Source organism: Psychrobacillus sp. FSL K6-4046, from assembly GCF_038624605.1.
Taxonomy (GTDB): domain Bacteria; phylum Bacillota; class Bacilli; order Bacillales_A; family Planococcaceae; genus Psychrobacillus.
Genome location: NZ_CP152020.1, coordinates 154,661 through 175,743, shown reverse-complemented (window position 1 = coordinate 175,743; position 21,083 = coordinate 154,661). Strand labels below are relative to the sequence as shown.

The window sequence follows — 21,083 nt, the reverse complement described above, 5'->3', positions numbered from 1 at the left end:
TCTTGCCTTACTTCTATCATGTGCAAATGGGGTCATCTCAAACATAAAATGTGCTAGTGTCATTGGCCAAACTACAATTCGACAATATTCGTAGGGAATCTCTTTTTAATAATCTTAAACTACAATTTTCAACCCAATTTTGTGGTATAATTACTATATCGCTCTGTGAGTGAATATATTAGAAAAGAGGCAGATACATGAGTTTCCAACGACAACCTAAGGATGTTTCACCTTTCGTGGCAGCACGGAAAATTGATGAGAAGATCTCTTTTACACGCAATGATGTTGAAGTACAAGGTACTATTTTTAAAATCCTAGAGCAATCTGTTATTGTCGAAATATCTATGGAGGATGCGAAGAAAATTAATGTTCCTTCGAATCTTACAGTAGTATCACATAAAAACTATACGGTGATATAACGGAGTATTTCTTCTAGAAAAGCTTGACCATATTTGTCACGCTTATTAGCACCAACTCCATGTACATCTAGTAACTCATCTTCGGTTTGCGGACGCTTTACGCACATGTCTTGTAATGTTTTATCAGAAAATATAACAAACGGTGGAACACCAGCTTCGTCCGCAATTTTTTTCCGAAGCACTCTTAACCCTTCAAATAACGGGTCATTCTTAGCAATCTGCTTTGTGACTGCTACTCCCTTACGCATGATCTTTCTCTTCCCTAACAATACTTCTTTTCCTGCATCCGAAATATAAATCGTCGGCATACTTCCCTGGTTCACTAGAAGTAATCCTTCTGCAATCATAAACTCCATAAGCCCTAACACTTCTTTTAAGGATTGAGCCTTTAATATCCCATAAGTAGATAGTTTTTGAAATCCAAACTCTATTACCTTTTTGTTTTCTGAACCTGTTAGCACCTGAGCGGTAATCGTCTTACCAAATCTTTGTCCCATTCTAACCACGCAAGACAAAACCATTTGTACTTCCTTTGTAACGTCCTGCATTTCTCTAGAATCTGTACAATTTCCACATTGACCACAAATATCTCCATTGGGCTCTCCAAAATATTGCACAATATATTGCTGTAAGCAGTTTTCTGTATGGCAATAATCTACCATCCCTTGTAGTTTTTCTAATTCTTGAGGAATTCTATCTCGGTCTAATGCCTGATCGATTAAGAATCGCTGTGTTTGTACATCCTGCGATGCATAGAGAACCACACATTCACTCGGTAGTCCATCTCGGCCAGCTCTTCCAGCCTCTTGATAATAACTTTCCATGTTTTTAGGAAGCTGATAGTGAATGACATATCGGACATTCGATTTATCAATTCCCATTCCGAAGGCATTTGTAGCAACCATCACCTGTGCCTCATCTGTAAGAAACCGCTCCTGCTCCTTGTTTCTAAAGGCCTCAGGTAATCCGGCATGGTATTTAGCCGCTTTGACTCCTGCCTTGTTTAATAAATCATATAACAAATCTACTGTTTTTCTCGTTGCTGCATATATAATGCCGACTTCCTGTGCATTCTTTTTAATAAATTCTTTTAAGAATTTATTCTTATCTTGGCCGAGCACAACAGAGAACGATAGATTTGAGCGAGCAAATCCAGTTATAACCGTATTTTCATCTCGAATTTGTAATAAACGACAAATATCGTCTCGTACAGCTGGTGTCGCTGTTGCTGTTAATGCAAGAACAACAGGCTGTTCCGTGAATACATCCTTTAATCGATGAATCGCACGGTAGCTGGGACGAAAATCATGACCCCACTGAGAGATACAGTGTGCCTCATCGACTGCAATTAACGGTACCTTCACTTTTTTTAATTGGTTCAAAAAGGCTTGTGATTCCAAACGCTCTGGAGCTATATAAAGCATTCGATATTGGCCATTTAGAACCTCTTCCATCGTTTCTCGTACTTCTTCAGAAGATAATGTACTATTTATGAATGTTGCGGGTATACCTGCCTGCAATAAGGTATCCACCTGATCCTTCATCAAGGAAATCAATGGTGAAATTACTATAGTCGTCCCATCTAATAATAGAGAGGGAATTTGATAGCAAAGAGATTTACCACCTCCAGTAGGCATAACACACAGGCTCGATTTGCCATTCATTACATAATTGATTACTTTCTCTTGCCCTTCTCTGAAAGAGTCATAGCCATAATATTCCTGTAGTAACTGTGTTGCATTTTCTAGCATGCTAGTCGCTCCTATCTAGTGAAGTAAAAAGGGAAACAGATTATTTTCCGCTTCCCTTCTTTTTATTCTCTGTATGATTAGCTGATGGTTTTGGATCTACCTTGTCGATGTCTGGTTTTAAGAGGATATAACCTATGGAAGAGGACACAATAGCTGCACCAAGTGCGATAAGAATCTTATTTATAATAGTGACTTCATTATATTCTTCTTGAGATAAAAGAATGGCTGCCAACACGACCACAATTACCATGATTGGTATGATAACTTTTGATTTTTTCAAAACAAACTTCCTTTCGCGACATATAGAATAGTATATCATAATTCATAGGAAGAATGTGACGAAGAGGGTGTAACGTCGAGTTAATTTAGAAGCTACTTTACATTATAAGTATGGAAAACCATTAGTCTCTATTTTGTGCTTGTAGGTAATATAAGTCATTTATAAGCTACTGAATTAACTGGAACCTCGTTCCTTTTTAAATATAGCTGGTTATGTGATAATAGAGAAAACATAACTAGAAGGATGAAATGTATGCAAAAAGAAATAGATATTAAAGTAAAAGACTCTCTAGCACAAGATTTACAGAAGGGGGTTCCTGTTTTACTGAAGGATGGCTTTCACGAGACGGACTCGTTGGTAGATGGGACAATTCTAAAGCTCAGAAATCCTGGAGGAAAGTTTATAGGCAAAGGCTATGTCGGGAAGCAAAATAAGGGAATTGGCTGGCTGCTTACTAAAAATGAAGCAGAGACAATTGATACTGGTTTCTTTCAAAATAAAATTACCAATGCATTAAAGCACCGAAAAGATTACTATGAAAACGATGATACAACCGCCTTCCGTGTCTTCAATGGAGAGGGTGACGGAATCGGCGGTTTGACGATTGATTATTTTGATGAATTTTATCTGCTCAGCTGGTACAGTGAAGGGATTTATGCATTTAAGGAGCAAATCTTAAAAGCTTTAGAATCTACTGTTCCTTCTTATAAAGGAATTTATGAAAAAAAACGTTTCGATACGAAGGGCCAGTATTTAGAAGACGATGATTTCGTAAAAGGCGAACGCGGGGAGTTCCCTCTTTTAGTAAAAGAAAATGGAGAAAACTTTGCTATCTACTTAAACGATGGAGCGATGGTTGGAGTCTTCCTAGATCAGCGAGAGGTTCGAAAAAAAATACGCGATGAGTATGCAAAAGGAAAAACGGTTCTCAATACATTCTCCTATACTGGTGCTTTTTCTGTATTTGCTGCAGCTGGCGGTGCAAAAAAGACAACAAGTGTCGATTTAGCAAAACGTAGTTTAAGTAAAACGACAGAGCAATTTGAAATAAACGGGATTAATGTTGAAGACCAGGATATTATCGTGATGGATGTCTTCGATTACTTCAAATATGCAAAGCGTAAAGAATTATCTTTTGACATGGTTATTATAGATCCCCCTAGCTTTGCACGCTCGAAGAAGTATACGTTCAGTTCCGCTAAGGATTATACGAAATTGTTAATGGATGCCATTACGATAACAGAAAAAAATGGGGTAATTGTTGCCTCCACAAACAATGCAACCTTTGGCATGAAGAAATTTAAGACCTTTGTGGAAAAGGCATTTAACGAAAGCAATCGAAAGTATGTCATTGAAGATGAATTCTCGTTACCAAGTGATTTCCGTACTTCCCCACTCTTCAAAGAAGGTAACTATTTAAAAGTACTTTTCATACGGGCAAAATAATAAAAGCGTAAGCACTACTTAGGCTAGGCTCGATATGCTAATGGGGTAAGAGAAAGGGCAGGTTTTTGGTTACTGCAAGGTTCTTGATGGTTTCCGCAAGGTTTAAGCTGATTTGTGCAAGGTTTCAGTCGATCTGTGCAAGGTTCTCGCTCGTTTCTGCAAGGTTTTCTGCCGGAGCCTAATTCATAAATGGTTTAAATATAACGAGGAGGGGCATGACTTTTTGAGTCACGCCCCTCCTTTTTTTAGATTAAGCTTTTAACTACTTTAGACATTGTTGCTCCATCTGCTTTTCCTGAAAGCAAAGGTTTAGCAATTTTCATAGCGTCACCCATGTTCATTCCCTTAGTAACCCCTGCTTCTGTAAGAGCCGCAGCAATTTCTTCTTCACTTAATTGTTTAGGCAAGAAGCTCTTTAATAATTCTAGCTTCGCTTCCTCTTTCTCAATTAAATCCTCACGCCCCGCATCTTTGGCTCCATCTAATGCTTGGTTCGTTTGTTTTACTTCACGATTTACCACTGCTACTTCCTCTTCTTGCGTTAGAGTAGCACCTTTTTCTTTTTCAGCTTTATCTAAAGCTGCTTTTAAAAGAGTCAATACACCTTTTGATAACACATCTTTATCACGCATCGCTTGCTTCAATTGTTCAAATACTGCTGTTTTTAACATTTAAATACTTCCCTTCTACTTTACGTTCCATATATTTTATTATAGTCCACCTCTTCTCCTACTGTAAAATTTAGTTGCACTCGAGCATATAAGCAAAGTATTATATAAGCAAACACTTATATAAAGGATGGATTACTCTTGGAACAAGAAATCGAACGTGCTGCGAATCTTTTCAAGCTACTCGGTGATAAAACCAGACTTACAATGCTTAAGATGCTTGAATCGCATGATTATTGTGTTTGTGAATTTGTGGAGATTTTCAAGACGAGTCAGCCTGCAATTAGTCAGCATTTAAAAAAGCTAAAGGATGCAGGCTTAGTTCAAGAGTCTAGAAGAGGCCAATGGATTATTTATTCGCTAAATAGAAATCAGGAGCTCTTTTCACTCGTACAAGGCTTGCTCGAACATTTGCCAAACCAAGACTTTTACCTGGAACAGCTAGAGGAACAAGGAAGACGCATTTCATGTAAGTAATTATTGGAGGTTTCTATATTGTCACCACTTATTTTAGCAGCAACTATTTTTATCGTTACTTTGATTTTTGTCATTTGGCAGCCTAGAGGCTTGAATATCGGCTGGTCTGCCTGCGCAGGAGCCGTTGTCGCGTTGTTAGTTGGCGTTGTCGGATTTAATGATGTCCTAACAGTAATAGACATCACCTGGAATGCTACCCTATCTTTTATAGCAATCATTCTAATTTCATTAATTTTAGATGAAATTGGTCTATTTGAATGGGCTGCCCTTCATATGGCTAGAGTAGCAAAAAGCAATGGTATTAAAATGTTTGTCTATGTCAGTCTGCTAGGGGCGGTAGTTGCGGCGTTCTTTGCTAATGATGGAGCTGCTTTGATCCTTACCCCTATCGTATTGGCAATGGTTCGCAACTTAAATTTTACAGAGAAAATGATTTTTCCTTTTATTATGGCTAGTGGTTTTATAGCCGATACGACTTCTTTACCCTTTGTCGTCAGTAATCTAGTAAATATCGTTTCTGCTGATTTCTTTGGCATTGGATTTATAGAATATGCATCTCGAATGATTTTGCCAAATATATTTTCTTTAATTGCCACTATTACAGTTTTGCTGGTTTACTTTAGAAAAAGTATCCCGAGAACGTACGACTTAACCATGCTTAAACAGCCTAAGGAGGCTATAAAAGATACGTCTATGTTCCGCTTGTCCTGGTATGTGCTTGCTATTCTATTAGTCGGCTATTTCACAAGTGAGTTTATAGGGTTACCTGTGTCATTTGTAGCTGGCGTGGTTGCCATATTTTTTATCGTTATGGCAAGAAAGAGTTCCGTTGTCGATACTCGCACGGTAATTAAAGGTGCACCATGGAATATTGTCTTCTTTTCTATTGGTATGTATGTAGTTGTTTACGGACTAGGAAATGCAGGATTGACTCATGCCTTGGCGGGGGTTATTGAGACTGCTGCTGGATATGGCTTATTTACTGCAACCATGTCTATGGGGTTCATCGCTGCGTTTCTATCATCCATTATGAACAATATGCCAACGGTAATGATTGATGCACTTGCAATCGCCGAGACGAATACTACTGGTACAATCCGAGAGGCACTTATTTATGCCAATATTATTGGCTCTGATTTGGGACCAAAAATTACACCTATCGGGTCTCTTGCAACACTTGTATGGTTGCATGTCCTTTCTCAAAAAGGCGTTAAAATATCTTGGGGAATCTATTTTAAAACAGGTCTCCTGTTAACAGTCCCTATTTTATTCATCACACTATTGGGCTTATATCTTTCCTTACTAGCCTATTAACTAAAGGAGCAAAACTACAATGACCAACAAAATCATATACTTTTTATGCACCGGTAACTCATGCAGAAGTCAAATGGCAGAGGGTTGGGCAAAACAATATTTAAGTGACGAATGGATTGTAAAAAGTGCTGGAATTGAAGCACACGGCCTTAATCCTAATGCTATAAAGGCCATGAATGAGGTAGATATCAATATTTCCAATCAAACCTCAGATCTTATTGACATGGACACACTCCATCACGCCGAATTAGTCGTTACTCTATGTGGCGATGCTGCCGACAAATGTCCAGTAACACCACCCCATGTGAAAAGAGTACATTGGGGATTTGATGACCCTGCTAAAGCAAAAGGATCTGAAGAAGAAAAATGGAGCGTCTTCCAACGAGTTCGCGATGAGATTGGAGAAAGAATCAGGCACTTCGCGAAAACGGGTGAATAAGTATGATTTCGAGCACTTACGCTCGAAATTTTTATTAATTAGTTGCACTTTACAAGTAATGACCATATACTTTAATAGAGGTGAACTACATGGATAACAAACGGGAGCTATTTCAAATACTTACGCGTCGCTTTGGACTATTAAACAAAAATTGTTGTTCAGTAGGTTCTGTTGATATTTCAACTATTCAAAGCCACATTTTATACGAAATTGATAAACACCCCGATCGTTCTATGCAACAAATTGCAGATATTCTTGCAGTGGATATCACTACCTTTAGTCGACAGATTCAAACATTAATTAAAATGGAATTAGTAAAGAAATGTCCATCACCTAAAGACAAAAGAGTTTACCTGCTTTCTTTAACCACTCAAGGAAAATTTGTCGCTACCACAATCGATCAATCGATGAATGATTATTTAGAGGAAGTATTTTCACATATGAATGAGTTTGAAAAAGAAACTGTCATACGCTCCATTCAATTATTGAATCAGGCAATGGCTAAATCCACTGTATGCTGTACTCCGTTACTTTAAGCAAGCGAAAGCTTGCTTAATAAAACATTATATAGTTGCAAATTGCAAGTAAATTACTGGAGGTTACTATAATGAATCAAATTAAATTAACGCCGATTAACACAGGGTGCTGTTCTTCCACTCCTGAAAAGATTGAACCAAACAAAGCACTACCTATAGCCATTATCGGTGCTGGCCCCATTGGCTTGGCAGCAGCTGCTCACTTAGTAAATGCAGGAGAACACTTTATCATTCTTGAAGCTGGAAGTACTGTTGGACACCATATTTCTTCTTGGGAACATGTACGTTTGTTTTCTCCATGGCAATATAATATAGATAAGGTTGCGGAGAAATTATTGAAAAAGCAGGGATGGATTGTACCAAATCCTGAGCATCTTCCTTTAGGTAAAGAACTAATTAGCAGCTATTTAGAGCCTTTAGCAAAAATACCCGAAATAAAGTCTTCACTTTCACTTAACACGAAAGTAGTATCCATTAGCAAAAAGGGATTAGACAAGATGAAAACTGCCAATCGATCAGATGTACCCTTCATTTTGTACATGGAGCAAGCAGGACAATTAAAGAGACTAGAGACTCGAGCAGTTATTGACGCAACTGGAACGTGGTCTTCCCCCAATCCAATTAATGCCGACAACATATGGACAAACGCTGAAAAAGATTTAATAGACCATATTTATTACGGAATTCCTAATGTACATGGCTCTGCTCTAGACAAATATAAAGGAAAACGAGTAGCTGTTGTTGGTGGTGGTCATTCAGCTATTAATTCGATTTTAGAGCTAGCTCAATTAGATGACAAAGTTGAAATCATGTGGATTATGAGAAAGAGAAATGTAGAAGCGGCATTTGGAGGAGAAGACAAGGATGCCCTGGCAGCTAGAGGTGAATTAGGCAGTAAAGTACACCAACTAGTAGATGCCGGCAAAGTGCGGGTATTCACACCATTTCTTATTCATCACTTAACAAAAACAAAAAATGGAATCATTATAGAGGGTGAATCTCAGGGACAGGTTACCACTCTACCTCCCGTCGATGAAATTATTGCAAACACAGGTAGTCGACCAGATTTTTCTTTAACAAGAGAGATTCGCTTGGATATCGATCCGGTAACTGAAAGCGTGACAGCGATCGCCCCATTAATTGATCCAAATATCCATAGCTGCGGAACTGTTCGCCCCCATGGAGAAGAGGAATTAAGACAGCCTGAAAAGAACTATTATATTGTTGGGATGAAAAGTTATGGTCGTGCCCCTACATTTCTAATGGCAACTGGATACGAGCAAGTACGTTCCATTGTAGCCTATATAACTGGAGATATAGCTGCGGCTAAAAAGGTAGAATTAGATTTACCTGAAACGGGAGTTTGCAGTGTGAATATTCAAGACCCTACTTCTAGCTGCTGTTAAGCTTTGCTCATATATAATCTTAGCTGGGATTACATTAGACAAATAAAAACATCTTTCGTTGAAAAATGGGTATACACTACCTTAATTTTCAATCGGAGGTGTTTTTCTTTTGGAATATAAGTACTTTATTTAGTAGAAGTAAAAATGACTGCTATATTTTCATCTATCTCCAGTGATTTATAAAACTATGCTCAAAAAATAGACATATTCATTTTATCTGAATATGTCTTACAAATAGACTTATTGAAGAACATTAAATTCCACTAAAACTCCAGATTTAAAATACTGTATAACCTAGCCTATATAAACGCTTTCGCATGTTCCGGCTGCTGGTTCATAAAAACAATGATCTTTATATTGACCAGAAAAAGGTTGACCATACCAAGTCGGAGGACACGGAGCGTATGGATTAAAATACCACAATGCATATTTCGCTGGGTGTTCTCTCCAATAGTCCAAAGCCTGCTTTGCTAACTTTTTTTCAGTACCTCTCGCTCTTTCATAAAATAAATTACCTTTTTGAACGGCTTCAAAAGAATAATTGCCCCCTTGTACCTGAAAAATGACATCCTCAATAGACCTTACATCTCTAAAGTCTAAACAATCAGCTTTAGCACGGTTTACAATTACATTTCCAACATATAACATCCCTTGCTTACCTTCACCTTCAGCTTCTGCTCTCATCATCCTTGCCATGAGGTCAACATCTTTATCTCGGTATTTAACTCTAGCCATTTTTTCACCCCCTAGATACTATATGATAAAAGCCCGAATTATGTCATTTTGATACTCCCTATTCTTTTAGGTCATAAACCTTTTCCTTTAAATCAGCCTATTAAAAAATCTCGAGACACTACATCTCGAGATTGCTTTAGTCTATACAATTTTAAACTTCTGCTTGTACTTCAACTACGGTTTCTTCTACTTCAGAGCGACTCATTTTTTCTTTACCGCTCTTCAACGCTTTTAATGTTTTATGTGCTAGCGCAAGCGGCAGCTTACAGAATAGTAGGATGCTTTTACGGTTAATGCTTTTTATATACTCGTCCGCTTTAGATAGGTTGTCCTCCGCATATTCAAACATATCCGCTCGTGTCCATCCCTCGGGGAAGAATTGTACCCCTCGCTCTTTGTCTTCGTCTTTATTTCTCAATATATTTACTGCTTGCAAGCCTCTCCCGTACGCTATCGCTAAATCGCGGTCGGTTTCAATATCTGCATTCCACTTCCATAGATCAGAAAGCATTACGCCAACAAGTCCAGCTACATAGTAGGTATACTCGTCTAGGTCTTCTTTTGTTTTTACTTGCCATTCCTTCTCTACCCACTTCGCCATTCCTTCTGCCATTTCAGCGGTATAGGTCTTAACTGTAGCCACTAAATCTGTTGGACAGATTTCAAGCCAGTCGCCAAGTCGGAGGGAAACTGCTGGTAATTGTTCCTGATACGGAGCTACAAGCAGTTCATATTCTTTTTTATCAAAACCATTTACAAGCATCTTGCTAGTTTCGAACAATAAATGTTGTTTTACTAGTGCATCCAATGTTTCGTGGTCTTCAATCTCATCAATTGCACGCATACAAAGATATGCAGAAGCAACCGCCTTTTTCAGAGTGGGCTCTAAAAAAGTAATTGGAATATAAAAGGTTCTGCTTGTTTTCTTTAGCATATCCATTGCTTCTTTTTGTAATGTTGCTACTTCACGCACAACTATGCGCCTCCATTTCACGTTCAAGATTCTATACCCTCTATTGTATCGGATTTTGCCTAAAAGATAAAATGACTCCTTACAGTTGTCGTAAATCTGTTACAACTTCACTAGTATAATATTGATCACTTTCTAAAAAACCTATCAGCTTGGATGCAACTTCCTCTGCACTACTTAGCTGACCAGACACTTTATACTCTCTAAATTTATTTACTAACGCAAATTCACTTTCTTTGGCATCTCGAATCTTCCCTTGCATATTCGTATCAATAATTCCCGGAGCCATAGATACAAGCCTTACACCATTTGTTTTCCTCGATTCCTCGAGCTGTACTGCTTCTGTAAAACGATCAAGTCCTGCCTTCCCAGCACAATAGCTGCTCCATCCCTCATATCCATTTCGACCAGCGCCAGAAGAAATTTGCATAATTTTTTTCGGAACTACTTTTTGTTCTGTCATTCTTATAAACGTTCCAGTTAATATCATAGGTGCAGTTAAGTTTACCGCAATGCTTTTAGCCACTAGATTAGAATTTATCTCTCCAGCTGTCCCAATTGGCTCAATGGTTCCTGCATTATTGATAAGGGTCAACGATGTTGCCTCTTCTATCACGTTATTCAACAGCTCTTCTAGAGTTTCTGCTACCTTTTCGGTTGTTGCTAAATCAAATAGAACGTGATGATAATTAGGATGTTCAAGCTTACTTTCTCCCCTTGCAATACCAAATACTCTCTTATTTTTATCTATAAGTTGTTTTACAAGCTCTTGTCCGATCCCGCTAGTGGATCCAGTTACGATAAATACGTCCATCTTTTCTCCTCCTTTAACTACTGCCCCTATTAGCATATCCTTCCTTCTGTTTCCTTTCAAATGTCCTCCGCCCTTTCTATTTAAATGAAAGATGGAAATTTATTTCAAGTGAAATTTTTTAGGATTAAAAGAAATAAAAGGGGGTAAAAGATTTAAAACAAAATAATCTTGCATAGGAGGATTTCAGATGGCTACTAAAGAACTGGCATTGCACGAACAACTAGAGGTGCACGAGGTGTTAATCTTTAAAACTTCTTGTGTCGCAAAAAGCAAATTATTTATGGATTTAGTACAAGACAAAAAATTAAAAGAAATTTTAGAGGAAGACTTAGAGCTTTCTACAAAGGCTATTAAAGATTTAAGAAAAGTCCTTGCAGACGCAAGCAAATAATTAAATAGGAGGAATTTAAAATGGCTACTAAAAAAGAGGAAACAAAAACAGAACAACAAGAAATGGCAATGATTGACGACTTAGCAATTGCGACTGATTTATTAATTACTTCCAAAGCAGCTGTTAGAAACCTAGCTACTGCAATTACGGAAACTGCGACTCCTTCTGTTAAGAAGCTACTGCGTCGTGAGTTGGATAATGCCATTGATACACATGATAAAATCGCACAATACATGATTAAAAATGAAATGTATCATGCGTATGATTTAAACGAACAAATGGAGCATGACTTAGAAAAAGCTGATATTGCCTTAAATTTAGCGAAAAAATAGGGATTCGGAGATAACTCCAAATCCCTTTTTTATAGCACTACTCAATGCCCTCTATCTTTACTTCTTTCACTGGTAAGAATAGCTCGCCAGTCTCTAAATATTTCACCTGTACCTTGTCGCCCACTTCCATGTATACAACGAATGGTGCCATTTCCGACGAGACAATGTAATTTGCTTTATTGTCTAGTAGGAACGATACTTGCGTGAAGTCTCCTACACGTTCTTTAAATACACGAACTACTGTACCAGACACTGATTTTTCCTCGGCGCTAGAACTACCGTCTACAGTGCTTCCGCCACGCTGAATAGCTGTTTTATAAAGCTTTAACGCTTCATTTGGCGTATTCCCGTAAACAGAGATTTCCGGGTTTGCTGCTGACACGATAAAGTAGTTTTGTAGAAACCCGTTTGAGTCTAATACTGGTGTTAGCCAGCTTGCTTCTCCATAAAAATTATAGAGAACAGGCATCTCACCAGACCATTTCTTTTCTATAAATTTCTTTTCAATAATTTGAAGTGCACCTTGTGAGTCCATATAGGAATCCTCTAGGTTACCAGTGTAATAAGTAGCTTTACCAGTTCGACCATCGGTTAAGGAGTAACCGAGCATAGAGTCCACGCCTTCTTTAGGGCTAGTGAAATCTGTAAAATAATACATTTCTCCGTTTTCAGTGAAGATAGGACTTACATTAGCCTCCGTCCCTTCGTCTGAAGGAAGCTTCACTTCTTTTTTACCGATCAAGCTATTAATAAAACCATGTACATATTTTCCATAATAACTGTTTTGTAAGCTTACAGTTTCTGGTGAAACAGCACCATCAATAAATTCAGGTACATCTGCTAAAGCAAATGATTCCGTTTGACCTGTAGCTGGGTCTACAACAACGATCCCCTCTACATCAAAGCCATTACGTGCAGTGATAAATTTACCGTATGAACGAATATAGTATGGTTTTCCATCTTCATCTATTTCTAATTGGGCATCTCCATAGAAAATTTTAGTCGGATGTTTCATACGCATATGTCTTTCTAAGTTTTTATGAAGAAATGACGATGGTGTATAGGTCATTTGGGATTTCACAAATTTAGGGTTATCCGCTGAATCAGTTGCACTCATTGTGAAATAACCTGGAGTTATATCCCCATTCCACCATTTAAAAAATCCTGAAAATTCTACCGGTGCGATATATACGTACTTGCCATCTACCTTTTGAATTTGTAAACTACCTAATTCATAATAGCTCGTATCAGGCACTTGACCAAATGCCTTCTTCATTTTGTTACGCGCAAACTTAGGAGGAACACTCGCTGGTGTTTTCGTTTCATCGAATGCCTCAATTTCAACTTCTTCATCCATTTTTGCAACTTCATACTTTTTATCAGCATTCCACACAGGTGCTGATAGCATATAAATTGCTAAAGCTAAGCTTCCTAGTAAAAGGATACCTTTTACCTTTTGTTCTACACCTCTTGCCAAAAACGTTCCTGCAAAGGTGATCAATACTAGCCACGGCCATAGGGCAGTCCAGTTTCTATCTAAATTTGTTACATAATATATGATTGCGACTACAACGAACGTTAGGATTGCAAGTAAAGCAATAGAAGACACTTTATCCTTACGATCGCCGCCAAGTGGGACTACTAATAATGCAGTGACTACTGCGACTACGGCTGAAATAATAAATACAAAAGCCATTTATTCATCCTTCTTTCTTTTGTTCATACTTCAATATACGGTCGAAAGAAGAAATGGTTTCAAGCTAATAAATTAAATAATTCTTTCAAACTTATTTAATTCCCATTATAATTTACAAGAATCTAATGATTAAGGGAGCAATAATTTGAAAAGAATACTAACTATACTTATATCCATGTTAATCCTTGCAAGCTGTTCAAATCAGAACAATAGCGTGGAAAATGAAAGTAAAGATTTTTCTCTAGAAGACCAAATGAACGAGGCCATTATTGGTTATTTTGGCCATCGGGTTGAAATTCCAGAACAAGCAGTTAAAACGATAGAATTTAATGAAAAAAATGGAAATTTAAAAGTTGTTGTAACTACCTTAGCTTTTATGGATGAAACAGTAGAAGAATTTAAAGCTGATTTACTTGATAGTTGCATACTACTTTTGCAAGAAATACAAATGCAAGACAAGGTGCAGAATCTTACACTTGTAGTTGAAATACCGTATGAAAAAGAAAATGGGGAAAATATAAACTATGGCGTATTCAAAATAGATTTTACACAGGAGAAGCTTTTAAAGGTCAATTTCGATAAACTAAATCCTCAAAACCTTAGAGAAAAAGCTGACTTTTATTTTGAAGCTCCCTTTTACTAATAAAAAACTGTAATACTTCCTCCATGAATAATGTTGGATATATTACAGTCTTTTTTTATTCAGGCTATGTTACGGTTATGTATCGGCGTTGAAGATAAATCAGTGAATCATGTGTGTTTTCATGTGAAAACCTCGAAAATATTAAAAAGCCCTTAGAGAGATGGACAGTATTAATTCTGTCACTATCACTCCCATTTGCACAGAAAATGGTAACTCATTAGCATTGGCAAGTTTCTCTATACTGGAACAATCGAATTTTACACAAGGTTCTTTTCTATTATTTTCCCTATATCTAACCGTTAATTTTAATTAGCTGAAACGACTTTCATCATTGTATAATTTTATCGCCTTCCACCTTGTACGTTTTTATGGCGTGTTTTGGAAGTTTTGAAGAATATAATGTTTCAGTAGAAACAACCACCAATCTCCCATTTTGATAAAATATATTTTTGATATATCCACTCATTGTATAACTCTGAACTCTTTCCATTGTGGCATAATTGTAAACCTCTATATTTTTTCTATTGCTTGTATAGAAGAGCCCATCATCCATGTTATAGGTAATTTGTTCAAAGGGGGTATATAGCTTTGTTAGATACGTCATATTCATTGCCTTTGAATCTGAAGCAACCATAATGACACCGGAACCGTTAAAAATATATTTTCCATCCGGTGAAATGCTTATATTTGTATTTAGTGAGTAATCACCGTGATAAGGTGAATCGTACCCTGTTGTTACTTTACCATTTTCAATAAAGTGATTTTCAATGTCTCTTGGACTAACAGTTGTATCAATGGCATAAATTCTATCTAAATTTGGATGCATTACTATATAACTATCCTGATATACAGACATGCTGCTCTTGGAAGTTTCGAGTAGTGTCTCCCTTGAATATCCCAGGATATTTGAATGTTGACCAGAACCGCTTGATATATATATAGACTTGTCATCTGCCACTATATCAAAAGGATCGATATTAATATCAAACTGTTCCACCACTTTAAAATTAACCGTATCAATTATAGCGATAGCCCCATTTTGATATTCTATATAAGGACTACGTGTCCCTTTTAGTAAAGCAACATACAGCTCATTATTATATAAATAGATAGTTTCGGGAACTAGATTCATTGTAAGTCGCTGAATTTCACCTGTTTTATAATTTATCTTTAAAACATCTTTATTTTCGTTTAAAGCATAAATAATAGGCTGGGATGGATGAATCACTACCTCCCGAATTAAATCGGATAAATAAAAGAACTCATCATAATCGAACAGGTTGATTCCTGGAATGGTCTTTTTAGCCTCATCTAATTTATTTAGTAATAGTTGTCGAGCGTTTTCATCTTGTATTTTGTTAACAGTGGCATGAATTTGCTTGGCAGTTAAAAGTAGTTCTTCTTTGGTTTTATTATTAGCAATTAATTGCTGAAACCGGTCAATCTCTATGTTTGCGCTTATGGCATACATGGTAGATTGTCTGGCTTTTTCTCCTGGGCTTTTATATCTTTCTAAAATAGCATCCCTCGTTGACTTACCGTATACACGATATAGTAATATCGCCTGCTTTCTAATTTCGCTCGATAAATCATGATAAGCCTTTTCTGTTTGCTTACCTAACGGGTTTAATCTATAGGCATCATTAAGGTCATCTTTTTTTACTATGATTTTATTCCCAGACTTTATAGCATCTATGTACGCCATTGACCTGGTAAAGTGGATATCCACATTACTCTCCATTCTTTTAGTTAACTTCGCTTTCTCTTGAGAGGGGAGACTTTTGATCGCATCGTATGCTAATTGCCTTGCACGTTTTGTATCATTATATAAATTCATATTTGGTAATGTCACGGGATCTGAATACTTAACCTTTCTATGTTCTAGAGAGATTTCCCATTTTAATACCGTTGCAGCACTCTCAGCTTTTTGAACCAACTTCTCTGCTTGTGAAAGGGTAGCTGCATTGCCTGTGCTAGGCATTGTCATCATAAGAACAGTTAAAATAATAACCGTCGCAAAAATATTACATTTATTCACTTAATTGCTCTCCTCATCCTATTAAGAATCTTATAAAAACTATATATTAATATACTAATAGATTTGCCTAAGATTGTATAATGGTAAAAAAAATCCACCCAAAGATGTGATTCATCTCTTTCCAATCCGGTTAACTCTAAAGTATTATTCACCATACAAGATCAGTTAATGATTTGTTAAGAGAATCATCTCATATTTTCTAAACGCAGATGGATGGAACTTGTTTGAAAGATTGTAATATTCCTTCGATTAATTACGGACACTCTCTGTATTGATTGTAGCGGGAGGTGGCGACTCCGCGGTGGGATGAGTAAGACAGATAAGCTATCACAACCACGCGCGTAAGCGATGGGTGATGGCTTATCGCTCACCCCGCTACTAAAAAAAACCCTATAAGATGACCTTTTTTCAAAGTGTCTATCTTATAGGGTTTATTTGGCTATGATTTGAATCTTTTTATGAGATTATTTTAACTCATTTAAGATTTCATCTAATTTTTCTGTTTCAGTAGTTACACCGTTGCTTGAGAAGTACCAGTTAACACCGTCTAAGTACACGATTTTACCTTCTTTGTAAGCACGAGTTTGTTTAATAATATCATTTTCAATATCTGCTTTAATTGCATCTACATCAGAAGCAGTACGGTCAATTATTAATAAAACTTCTGGATCTACAGAAAGAACTGATTCATAAGAGAAATCTGAACCATGAGATGATGCCTCAATATCAGTAGTTGCTGGTTTGAAACCAAAGTCATTGTACACATATGCAAAACGAGAATCTGCTCCGTTATCGAAACCAGAGATTTTTTTGTCATTGTACATTGCTACTAATGCATTTTCATAACCTGCTGCTTTTTCTTTCACTTCATCCACTTTAGCTTGTAGATCTGCTTTTAGCTTTTCAGCTTCTGTTTCTTTATCAAAGATTTGAGCTGCTAAGTCAACTGTTTCGTTTACAGCGTTAATATAATTTTCATTGTCAGAACCGATGAATACTACATTTGGTGTAATTTCTTTTAATTCCTCATAGAATGGTGCTTGACGACCTGAGATGAAAATAACATCTGGTTCAGCAGCTGCTACCGCTTCAAAGTCGATTTGTTTTAGCGTACCAACATCAGCTACACCGTCAACAACATATTTTTCTTTTAAGTGTGGTGGGATATTACCTTTACCACCGTTTGCTGCGATTCCTACAATTCCCTCTACTCCAAGTGCATCAAGTGTATCTAAGAAACCATAATCTAAAGTGATAATGCGCTCCGGCATTTTATCTAAAGTTACATCTTCAAATGTAATTGTTGTACCTTTTTCTTCATCTTCGCTTGAAGCTGTCAAAGAAGATATTTTCATTGGAAATGCAGATTTTTCAGCCGTATCAGTTGCTGCTGAAGTTGAATCTTTCTCTGTAGATTCACCAGTTGCTGAATCATCATCTGAGTTACATGCTCCTAGCATTAATGTTAAAGCTGCAACTGCAGTTAAAAACTTCCATTTTTTCATCTTTCTTTTCCTCCTAAAATATACTTACTTTAATTGAAAATGATTATCATTTTCACTTCTAACTATAGTTTAAATGAAACCCTCAAAATTTGTCAACTGATTTCTGCAATTAATTATCATTCTCATTTAGCCTCATGAAACACGTGCATAAGTGTCTGACTTATGCACGTACATGGAATCTACTGATTACAAACTAAAAGGAACCTTTCGTCTACAAAGTTATTGAGAATTAAAGTATACGCAAATACGGCAACCATCCTGCACTTGTACTGGGATATCCATATCGTAGACATCACGTAAAGCTTCTGAATTAATAATCTCATGTGTTGGACCATCCTTTACAAGGCGCCCCTCTTTCAGTGCAACGATACGATCAGAATAAACAGAAGCAAAGTTAATGTCATGTAATACAATAACGACAGTTTTTCCTAAGTCATCTACGAGTTTACGTAAAATTTTCATGATTTGTACGGAATGTTTCATATCTAGATTATTTAACGGCTCATCCAATAAAATATATTCCGTATCTTGAGCAATTACCATGGAAATAAAAGCACGCTGCCTTTGACCACCTGATAACTCATCCAAGAACTTATCTTGCATATCTGTTAAATTCAAATACTCCAGTGCTTGATCTACCAACTTCTCGTCCTCTGCATTTAGTCTCCCTTTTGAATAAGGATAGCGACCAAAAGCCACAAGCTCACGTACAGTTAAACGGATGTTTAAATGGTTGGCCTGCTTTAAAATAGCCACACGCTTTGCAAAGTTATTCGATTTCATTTTCTTTACATCCGTTTGATCTAAAAATACTTCCCCTGTATCCGCATCTAAAAGGCGGCTTACCATGGATAACAATGTGGATTTACCTGCACCATTTGGTCCAATAAAAGAAGTGATTGCCTTTGGTTGTATTTTTAGTGTTACATTTTCAACGACCGGTTTTTTCCCAAAGCTTTTAGAAAGCTCTTTAATTTCTATCATGCTGCTTTCCTACTTTCCTTTAGTAATAAGTAAATAAAGTAAATCCCACCGACAAAGTTAATGATGACACTAATAGTTGTATTTAAATGAAACACATGCTGTACGATAAATTGTCCTCCGACAAGGCCGATAATACTAATCAAGCTCGCTCCAACAATTAATACAGAATGCTTATACGTATCTAAAAATTGATAAGCTACGTTCGCTACGATTAGTCCTAGGAATGTAACAGGACCAACTAACGCTGTGGAAGTAGCTATTAACACGGAAGATAAAATCAAAACTTGTAGAACAATCTTGTCATAGTTAACACCGAGGTTAATGGCATTGTCTCGACCTAACGAAACAACATTCAAATCTTTTAATAACCTAGAGCCATACAAAAATGCCAGTCCTAGTATAACCATGGCAATTAGTAATAATTCGGTTTTCACATTCATAAAGCTTGCAAACAACCGAGCTTGTAAACTTTCATATTCCACAGGATCAATGATGACCTGCATAAATGTCACTAGACTTCCTAGCAAAGTCCCAATAATCATACCTGCTAATAAGAGAAGGAAGATTGGATACTTATCTGCTCGGAATAAGAAACGATATAAAAGCACCGCGAAAATGATCATTGCCATAATCGATACACTAAAGTTCAAATAACGATTTACGACGAATAAAGAAGCAGAGCCTGCTGTAAAGTAAATCACCGTTTGTACTACCTCATACATAGAGTCAACACCCATTACGGAAGGTGTTAATAAACGATTATGTGTTACTGTCTGGAATATAATCGTTGCATATGCAATTGCAGTACCCGTGATTACCATTGCAGCTAAACGTTCCACACGCTTTGGAAAGGCATAACTAAAGCCGCCTTGAATATTATAAAATGCAAACAATGCCATACATACTAATGCAATAACAGCCAAAATAATTAGCTTCTTACTATTTTTTCGCATATGCTTTCCCCCTAAACAACATAATTAAGAAGATCGCACTGCCGATTACGGCAACTGTTGTATTTACCGGAATCTCATAGGGATGAACTATTAGTCGGCTGATAATATCACATGCGAGTAAGAATGCTGCTCCCATGAAAATAGTATGCGGTATTGTCTTGCGTAAATTATCTCCTAAATACAAAGAAACAAGGTTCGGTACGATTAAACCTAAAAACGGTATAATACCTACTGTTAAAACGACCGTTGTAGAAATAATTGCTACAATAACAAGACCTATATTTAATACTGTACGATAACTTAAACCTAAGTTTTTTGCAAAGTCCTCACCCATACCTGCTACAGTGAATTTGTTTGCATAAATATAAGCTATAATAATGGCAGGTACGGCTACGTATAGTAATTCATAGCGTCCAGAGACAATTAGTGTAAAGCTTCCTAAGAAGAAGGAATCTACATTTTGTAAGACATCTGCTTCGTATCCTAAGAATGTGGAAATGGCACCAATGATATTACCATACATAATACCAATTAAGGGTACGAACATAACATCCTTGAACTTAATACGCTCAAGCAATTGCATAAAAATAAACGTACCGATTAGTGCAAATGAAAAACTAAAGAAAATTTGTCCCATATAAGACATATTTGTAAAGAATATCATCGAAACTATGACACCTAGTTTTGCTGCATCCAGCGTACCGGCCGTTGTCGGTGATACGAACTTATTCCGACTTAAACTTTGCATAATTAAGCCTGCAATACCCATTCCTGCACCAGCTAAAATAATTGCCATTAAACGTGGCAATCGACTCATTACAAAGATTTGGGTCTTCTGGGAGTCCAAATCAAGCAGATCACTCGGTTTTATATCAATGGCACCTATAAATAGCGAAATAAAGGATAGGATAATAGTTGCTACTACTAATATCCATAATCTCATTTGTAATCCCCATAAAAAATATATTTCTCAACTTTGTTGATAACGATTATCATTATTGAGTCGTCTTCCATTATAAACAACGAATATAGTAAAATCAACATGTACTACTTAATTACATTGTTAATTTCAACAATTCTTTGTACTCTAAAATTATGGAATTGACGTTAGTTTATAAACATATGTTTTACAATATAGTTTAGGGTAGGATATTAACCTGAGAATCCTAGTTTTTTAGACCTAATAGCATCCTGCAGTCAAAATTATAAAAAAGATTAAATTCGGGTTATATAGAAGCTTCTTTGTAAATTACTGTTTATATCTTGGCTATATTAAAGGGTTGGGT

22 protein-coding genes are annotated in these 21,083 nt (G+C 36.7%); 10 read left to right on the top strand and 12 right to left on the bottom strand.

The window, feature by feature from the left end:
• The first annotated feature begins 197 nt into the window (after positions 1–197).
• Positions 198–419, top strand: coding sequence for a DUF2187 family protein (locus MKY09_RS00920; RefSeq protein WP_169359263.1), 222 nt, complete (start codon positions 198–200; stop codon positions 417–419).
• Here MKY09_RS00920 and recQ read toward each other — a convergent pair.
• Positions 404–2,170: a DNA helicase RecQ gene (recQ, locus tag MKY09_RS00915; protein WP_340886378.1), complete on the bottom strand. Its 1,767-nt coding sequence runs from the start codon at positions 2,168–2,170 to the stop codon at positions 404–406. The two genes, MKY09_RS00920 and recQ, sit on opposite strands and share 16 nt — an antisense overlap.
• Before the next feature lie 40 nt (positions 2,171–2,210).
• Positions 2,211–2,450 (bottom strand): hypothetical protein, encoded by a 240-nt coding sequence (locus tag MKY09_RS00910; RefSeq protein WP_251555282.1) that lies wholly within the window; start codon positions 2,448–2,450, stop codon positions 2,211–2,213.
• Between the two features lie 252 nt (positions 2,451–2,702).
• On the opposite strand from MKY09_RS00910, the gene MKY09_RS00905 reads away from it, so the two are divergent.
• Positions 2,703–3,896, top strand: a complete 1,194-nt coding sequence (locus MKY09_RS00905; RefSeq protein ID WP_342560124.1) for a class I SAM-dependent rRNA methyltransferase — start codon at positions 2,703–2,705, stop codon at positions 3,894–3,896.
• Positions 3,897–4,141: 245 nt separating this feature from the next.
• Here the strand turns inward: MKY09_RS00905 and MKY09_RS00900 are convergent, their stop codons facing one another.
• The gene (locus tag MKY09_RS00900; RefSeq protein ID WP_340886372.1) at positions 4,142–4,567 is read right to left on the bottom strand and encodes a GatB/YqeY domain-containing protein; all 426 of its coding nucleotides are present in this window, start codon (positions 4,565–4,567) and stop codon (positions 4,142–4,144) included.
• Positions 4,568–4,705: 138 nt separating this feature from the next.
• Here MKY09_RS00900 and MKY09_RS00895 point away from each other — a divergent pair, with 138 nt between their 5' ends.
• The 5 genes from MKY09_RS00895 to MKY09_RS00875 all read left to right on the top strand — a co-directional run bounded on the left by MKY09_RS00895 (position 4,706) and on the right by MKY09_RS00875 (position 8,736).
• A complete protein-coding gene (locus MKY09_RS00895) occupies positions 4,706–5,041 on the top strand; it encodes a metalloregulator ArsR/SmtB family transcription factor (RefSeq protein WP_342567353.1) in 336 nt (111 codons plus the stop codon).
• A gap of 18 nt (positions 5,042–5,059) precedes the next feature.
• The gene (locus MKY09_RS00890; RefSeq protein WP_342567352.1) at positions 5,060–6,355 is read left to right on the top strand and encodes an arsenic transporter; all 1,296 of its coding nucleotides are present in this window, start codon (positions 5,060–5,062) and stop codon (positions 6,353–6,355) included.
• Positions 6,356–6,374: 19 nt separating this feature from the next.
• Positions 6,375–6,794 carry an arsenate reductase (thioredoxin) gene (gene arsC / locus MKY09_RS00885; protein WP_251555290.1) on the top strand — a complete coding sequence of 140 codons (420 nt, stop codon included), beginning with the start codon at positions 6,375–6,377 and terminating at the stop codon, positions 6,792–6,794.
• An 89-nt stretch (positions 6,795–6,883) separates the two neighbouring features.
• Positions 6,884–7,330: a MarR family winged helix-turn-helix transcriptional regulator gene (locus MKY09_RS00880; protein ID WP_298469291.1), complete on the top strand. Its 447-nt coding sequence runs from the start codon at positions 6,884–6,886 to the stop codon at positions 7,328–7,330.
• A 71-nt stretch (positions 7,331–7,401) separates the two neighbouring features.
• Positions 7,402–8,736, top strand: coding sequence for an NAD(P)-binding domain-containing protein (locus MKY09_RS00875; RefSeq protein WP_342567351.1), 1,335 nt, complete (start codon positions 7,402–7,404; stop codon positions 8,734–8,736).
• A 294-nt stretch (positions 8,737–9,030) separates the two neighbouring features.
• On the opposite strand, the gene MKY09_RS00870 is transcribed toward MKY09_RS00875, so the two are convergent.
• The 3 genes from MKY09_RS00870 to MKY09_RS00860 form a co-directional block, all read right to left on the bottom strand.
• Positions 9,031–9,471 carry a cell wall hydrolase gene (locus MKY09_RS00870; RefSeq protein WP_169359273.1) on the bottom strand — a complete coding sequence of 147 codons (441 nt, stop codon included), beginning with the start codon at positions 9,469–9,471 and terminating at the stop codon, positions 9,031–9,033.
• A 151-nt stretch (positions 9,472–9,622) separates the two neighbouring features.
• Positions 9,623–10,444 carry a phytoene/squalene synthase family protein gene (locus MKY09_RS00865; RefSeq protein ID WP_298469283.1) on the bottom strand — a complete coding sequence of 274 codons (822 nt, stop codon included), beginning with the start codon at positions 10,442–10,444 and terminating at the stop codon, positions 9,623–9,625.
• A gap of 79 nt (positions 10,445–10,523) precedes the next feature.
• On the bottom strand, positions 10,524–11,255 hold the full coding sequence (locus tag MKY09_RS00860; RefSeq protein ID WP_342567350.1) for an SDR family NAD(P)-dependent oxidoreductase: 732 nt from the start codon (positions 11,253–11,255) through the stop codon (positions 10,524–10,526).
• 187 nt (positions 11,256–11,442) lie between these two features.
• Here MKY09_RS00860 and MKY09_RS00855 point away from each other — a divergent pair, with 187 nt between their 5' ends.
• Positions 11,443–11,646, top strand: coding sequence for a spore coat protein (locus tag MKY09_RS00855; RefSeq protein ID WP_169359275.1), 204 nt, complete (start codon positions 11,443–11,445; stop codon positions 11,644–11,646).
• A gap of 20 nt (positions 11,647–11,666) precedes the next feature.
• Positions 11,667–11,978, top strand: a complete 312-nt coding sequence (locus MKY09_RS00850; protein ID WP_342567349.1) for a spore coat protein — start codon at positions 11,667–11,669, stop codon at positions 11,976–11,978.
• 37 nt (positions 11,979–12,015) lie between these two features.
• On the opposite strand, the gene MKY09_RS00845 is transcribed toward MKY09_RS00850, so the two are convergent.
• The gene (locus MKY09_RS00845; protein ID WP_342567348.1) at positions 12,016–13,674 is read right to left on the bottom strand and encodes a hypothetical protein; all 1,659 of its coding nucleotides are present in this window, start codon (positions 13,672–13,674) and stop codon (positions 12,016–12,018) included.
• Between the two features lie 145 nt (positions 13,675–13,819).
• Here MKY09_RS00845 and MKY09_RS00840 point away from each other — a divergent pair, with 145 nt between their 5' ends.
• On the top strand, positions 13,820–14,317 hold the full coding sequence (locus MKY09_RS00840) for a hypothetical protein (RefSeq protein ID WP_342567347.1): 498 nt from the start codon (positions 13,820–13,822) through the stop codon (positions 14,315–14,317).
• 328 nt (positions 14,318–14,645) lie between these two features.
• Here the strand turns inward: MKY09_RS00840 and MKY09_RS00835 are convergent, their stop codons facing one another.
• The 5 genes from MKY09_RS00835 to MKY09_RS00815 form a co-directional block, all read right to left on the bottom strand.
• The gene (locus tag MKY09_RS00835) at positions 14,646–16,355 is read right to left on the bottom strand and encodes a hypothetical protein (protein WP_342567346.1); all 1,710 of its coding nucleotides are present in this window, start codon (positions 16,353–16,355) and stop codon (positions 14,646–14,648) included.
• Between the two features lie 464 nt (positions 16,356–16,819).
• A complete protein-coding gene (locus MKY09_RS00830; RefSeq protein WP_169359280.1) occupies positions 16,820–17,860 on the bottom strand; it encodes a siderophore ABC transporter substrate-binding protein in 1,041 nt (346 codons plus the stop codon).
• Positions 17,861–18,079: 219 nt separating this feature from the next.
• Positions 18,080–18,844, bottom strand: coding sequence for an ATP-binding cassette domain-containing protein (locus MKY09_RS00825; RefSeq protein WP_169359281.1), 765 nt, complete (start codon positions 18,842–18,844; stop codon positions 18,080–18,082).
• Positions 18,841–19,797, bottom strand: coding sequence for an iron chelate uptake ABC transporter family permease subunit (locus MKY09_RS00820; RefSeq protein WP_169359282.1), 957 nt, complete (start codon positions 19,795–19,797; stop codon positions 18,841–18,843). The genes MKY09_RS00825 and MKY09_RS00820 overlap by 4 nt, the downstream gene beginning before the upstream one ends.
• A complete protein-coding gene (locus tag MKY09_RS00815) occupies positions 19,784–20,740 on the bottom strand; it encodes an ABC transporter permease (protein ID WP_169359283.1) in 957 nt (318 codons plus the stop codon). The genes MKY09_RS00820 and MKY09_RS00815 overlap by 14 nt, the downstream gene beginning before the upstream one ends.
• Positions 20,741–21,083: the final 343 nt, after the last annotated feature.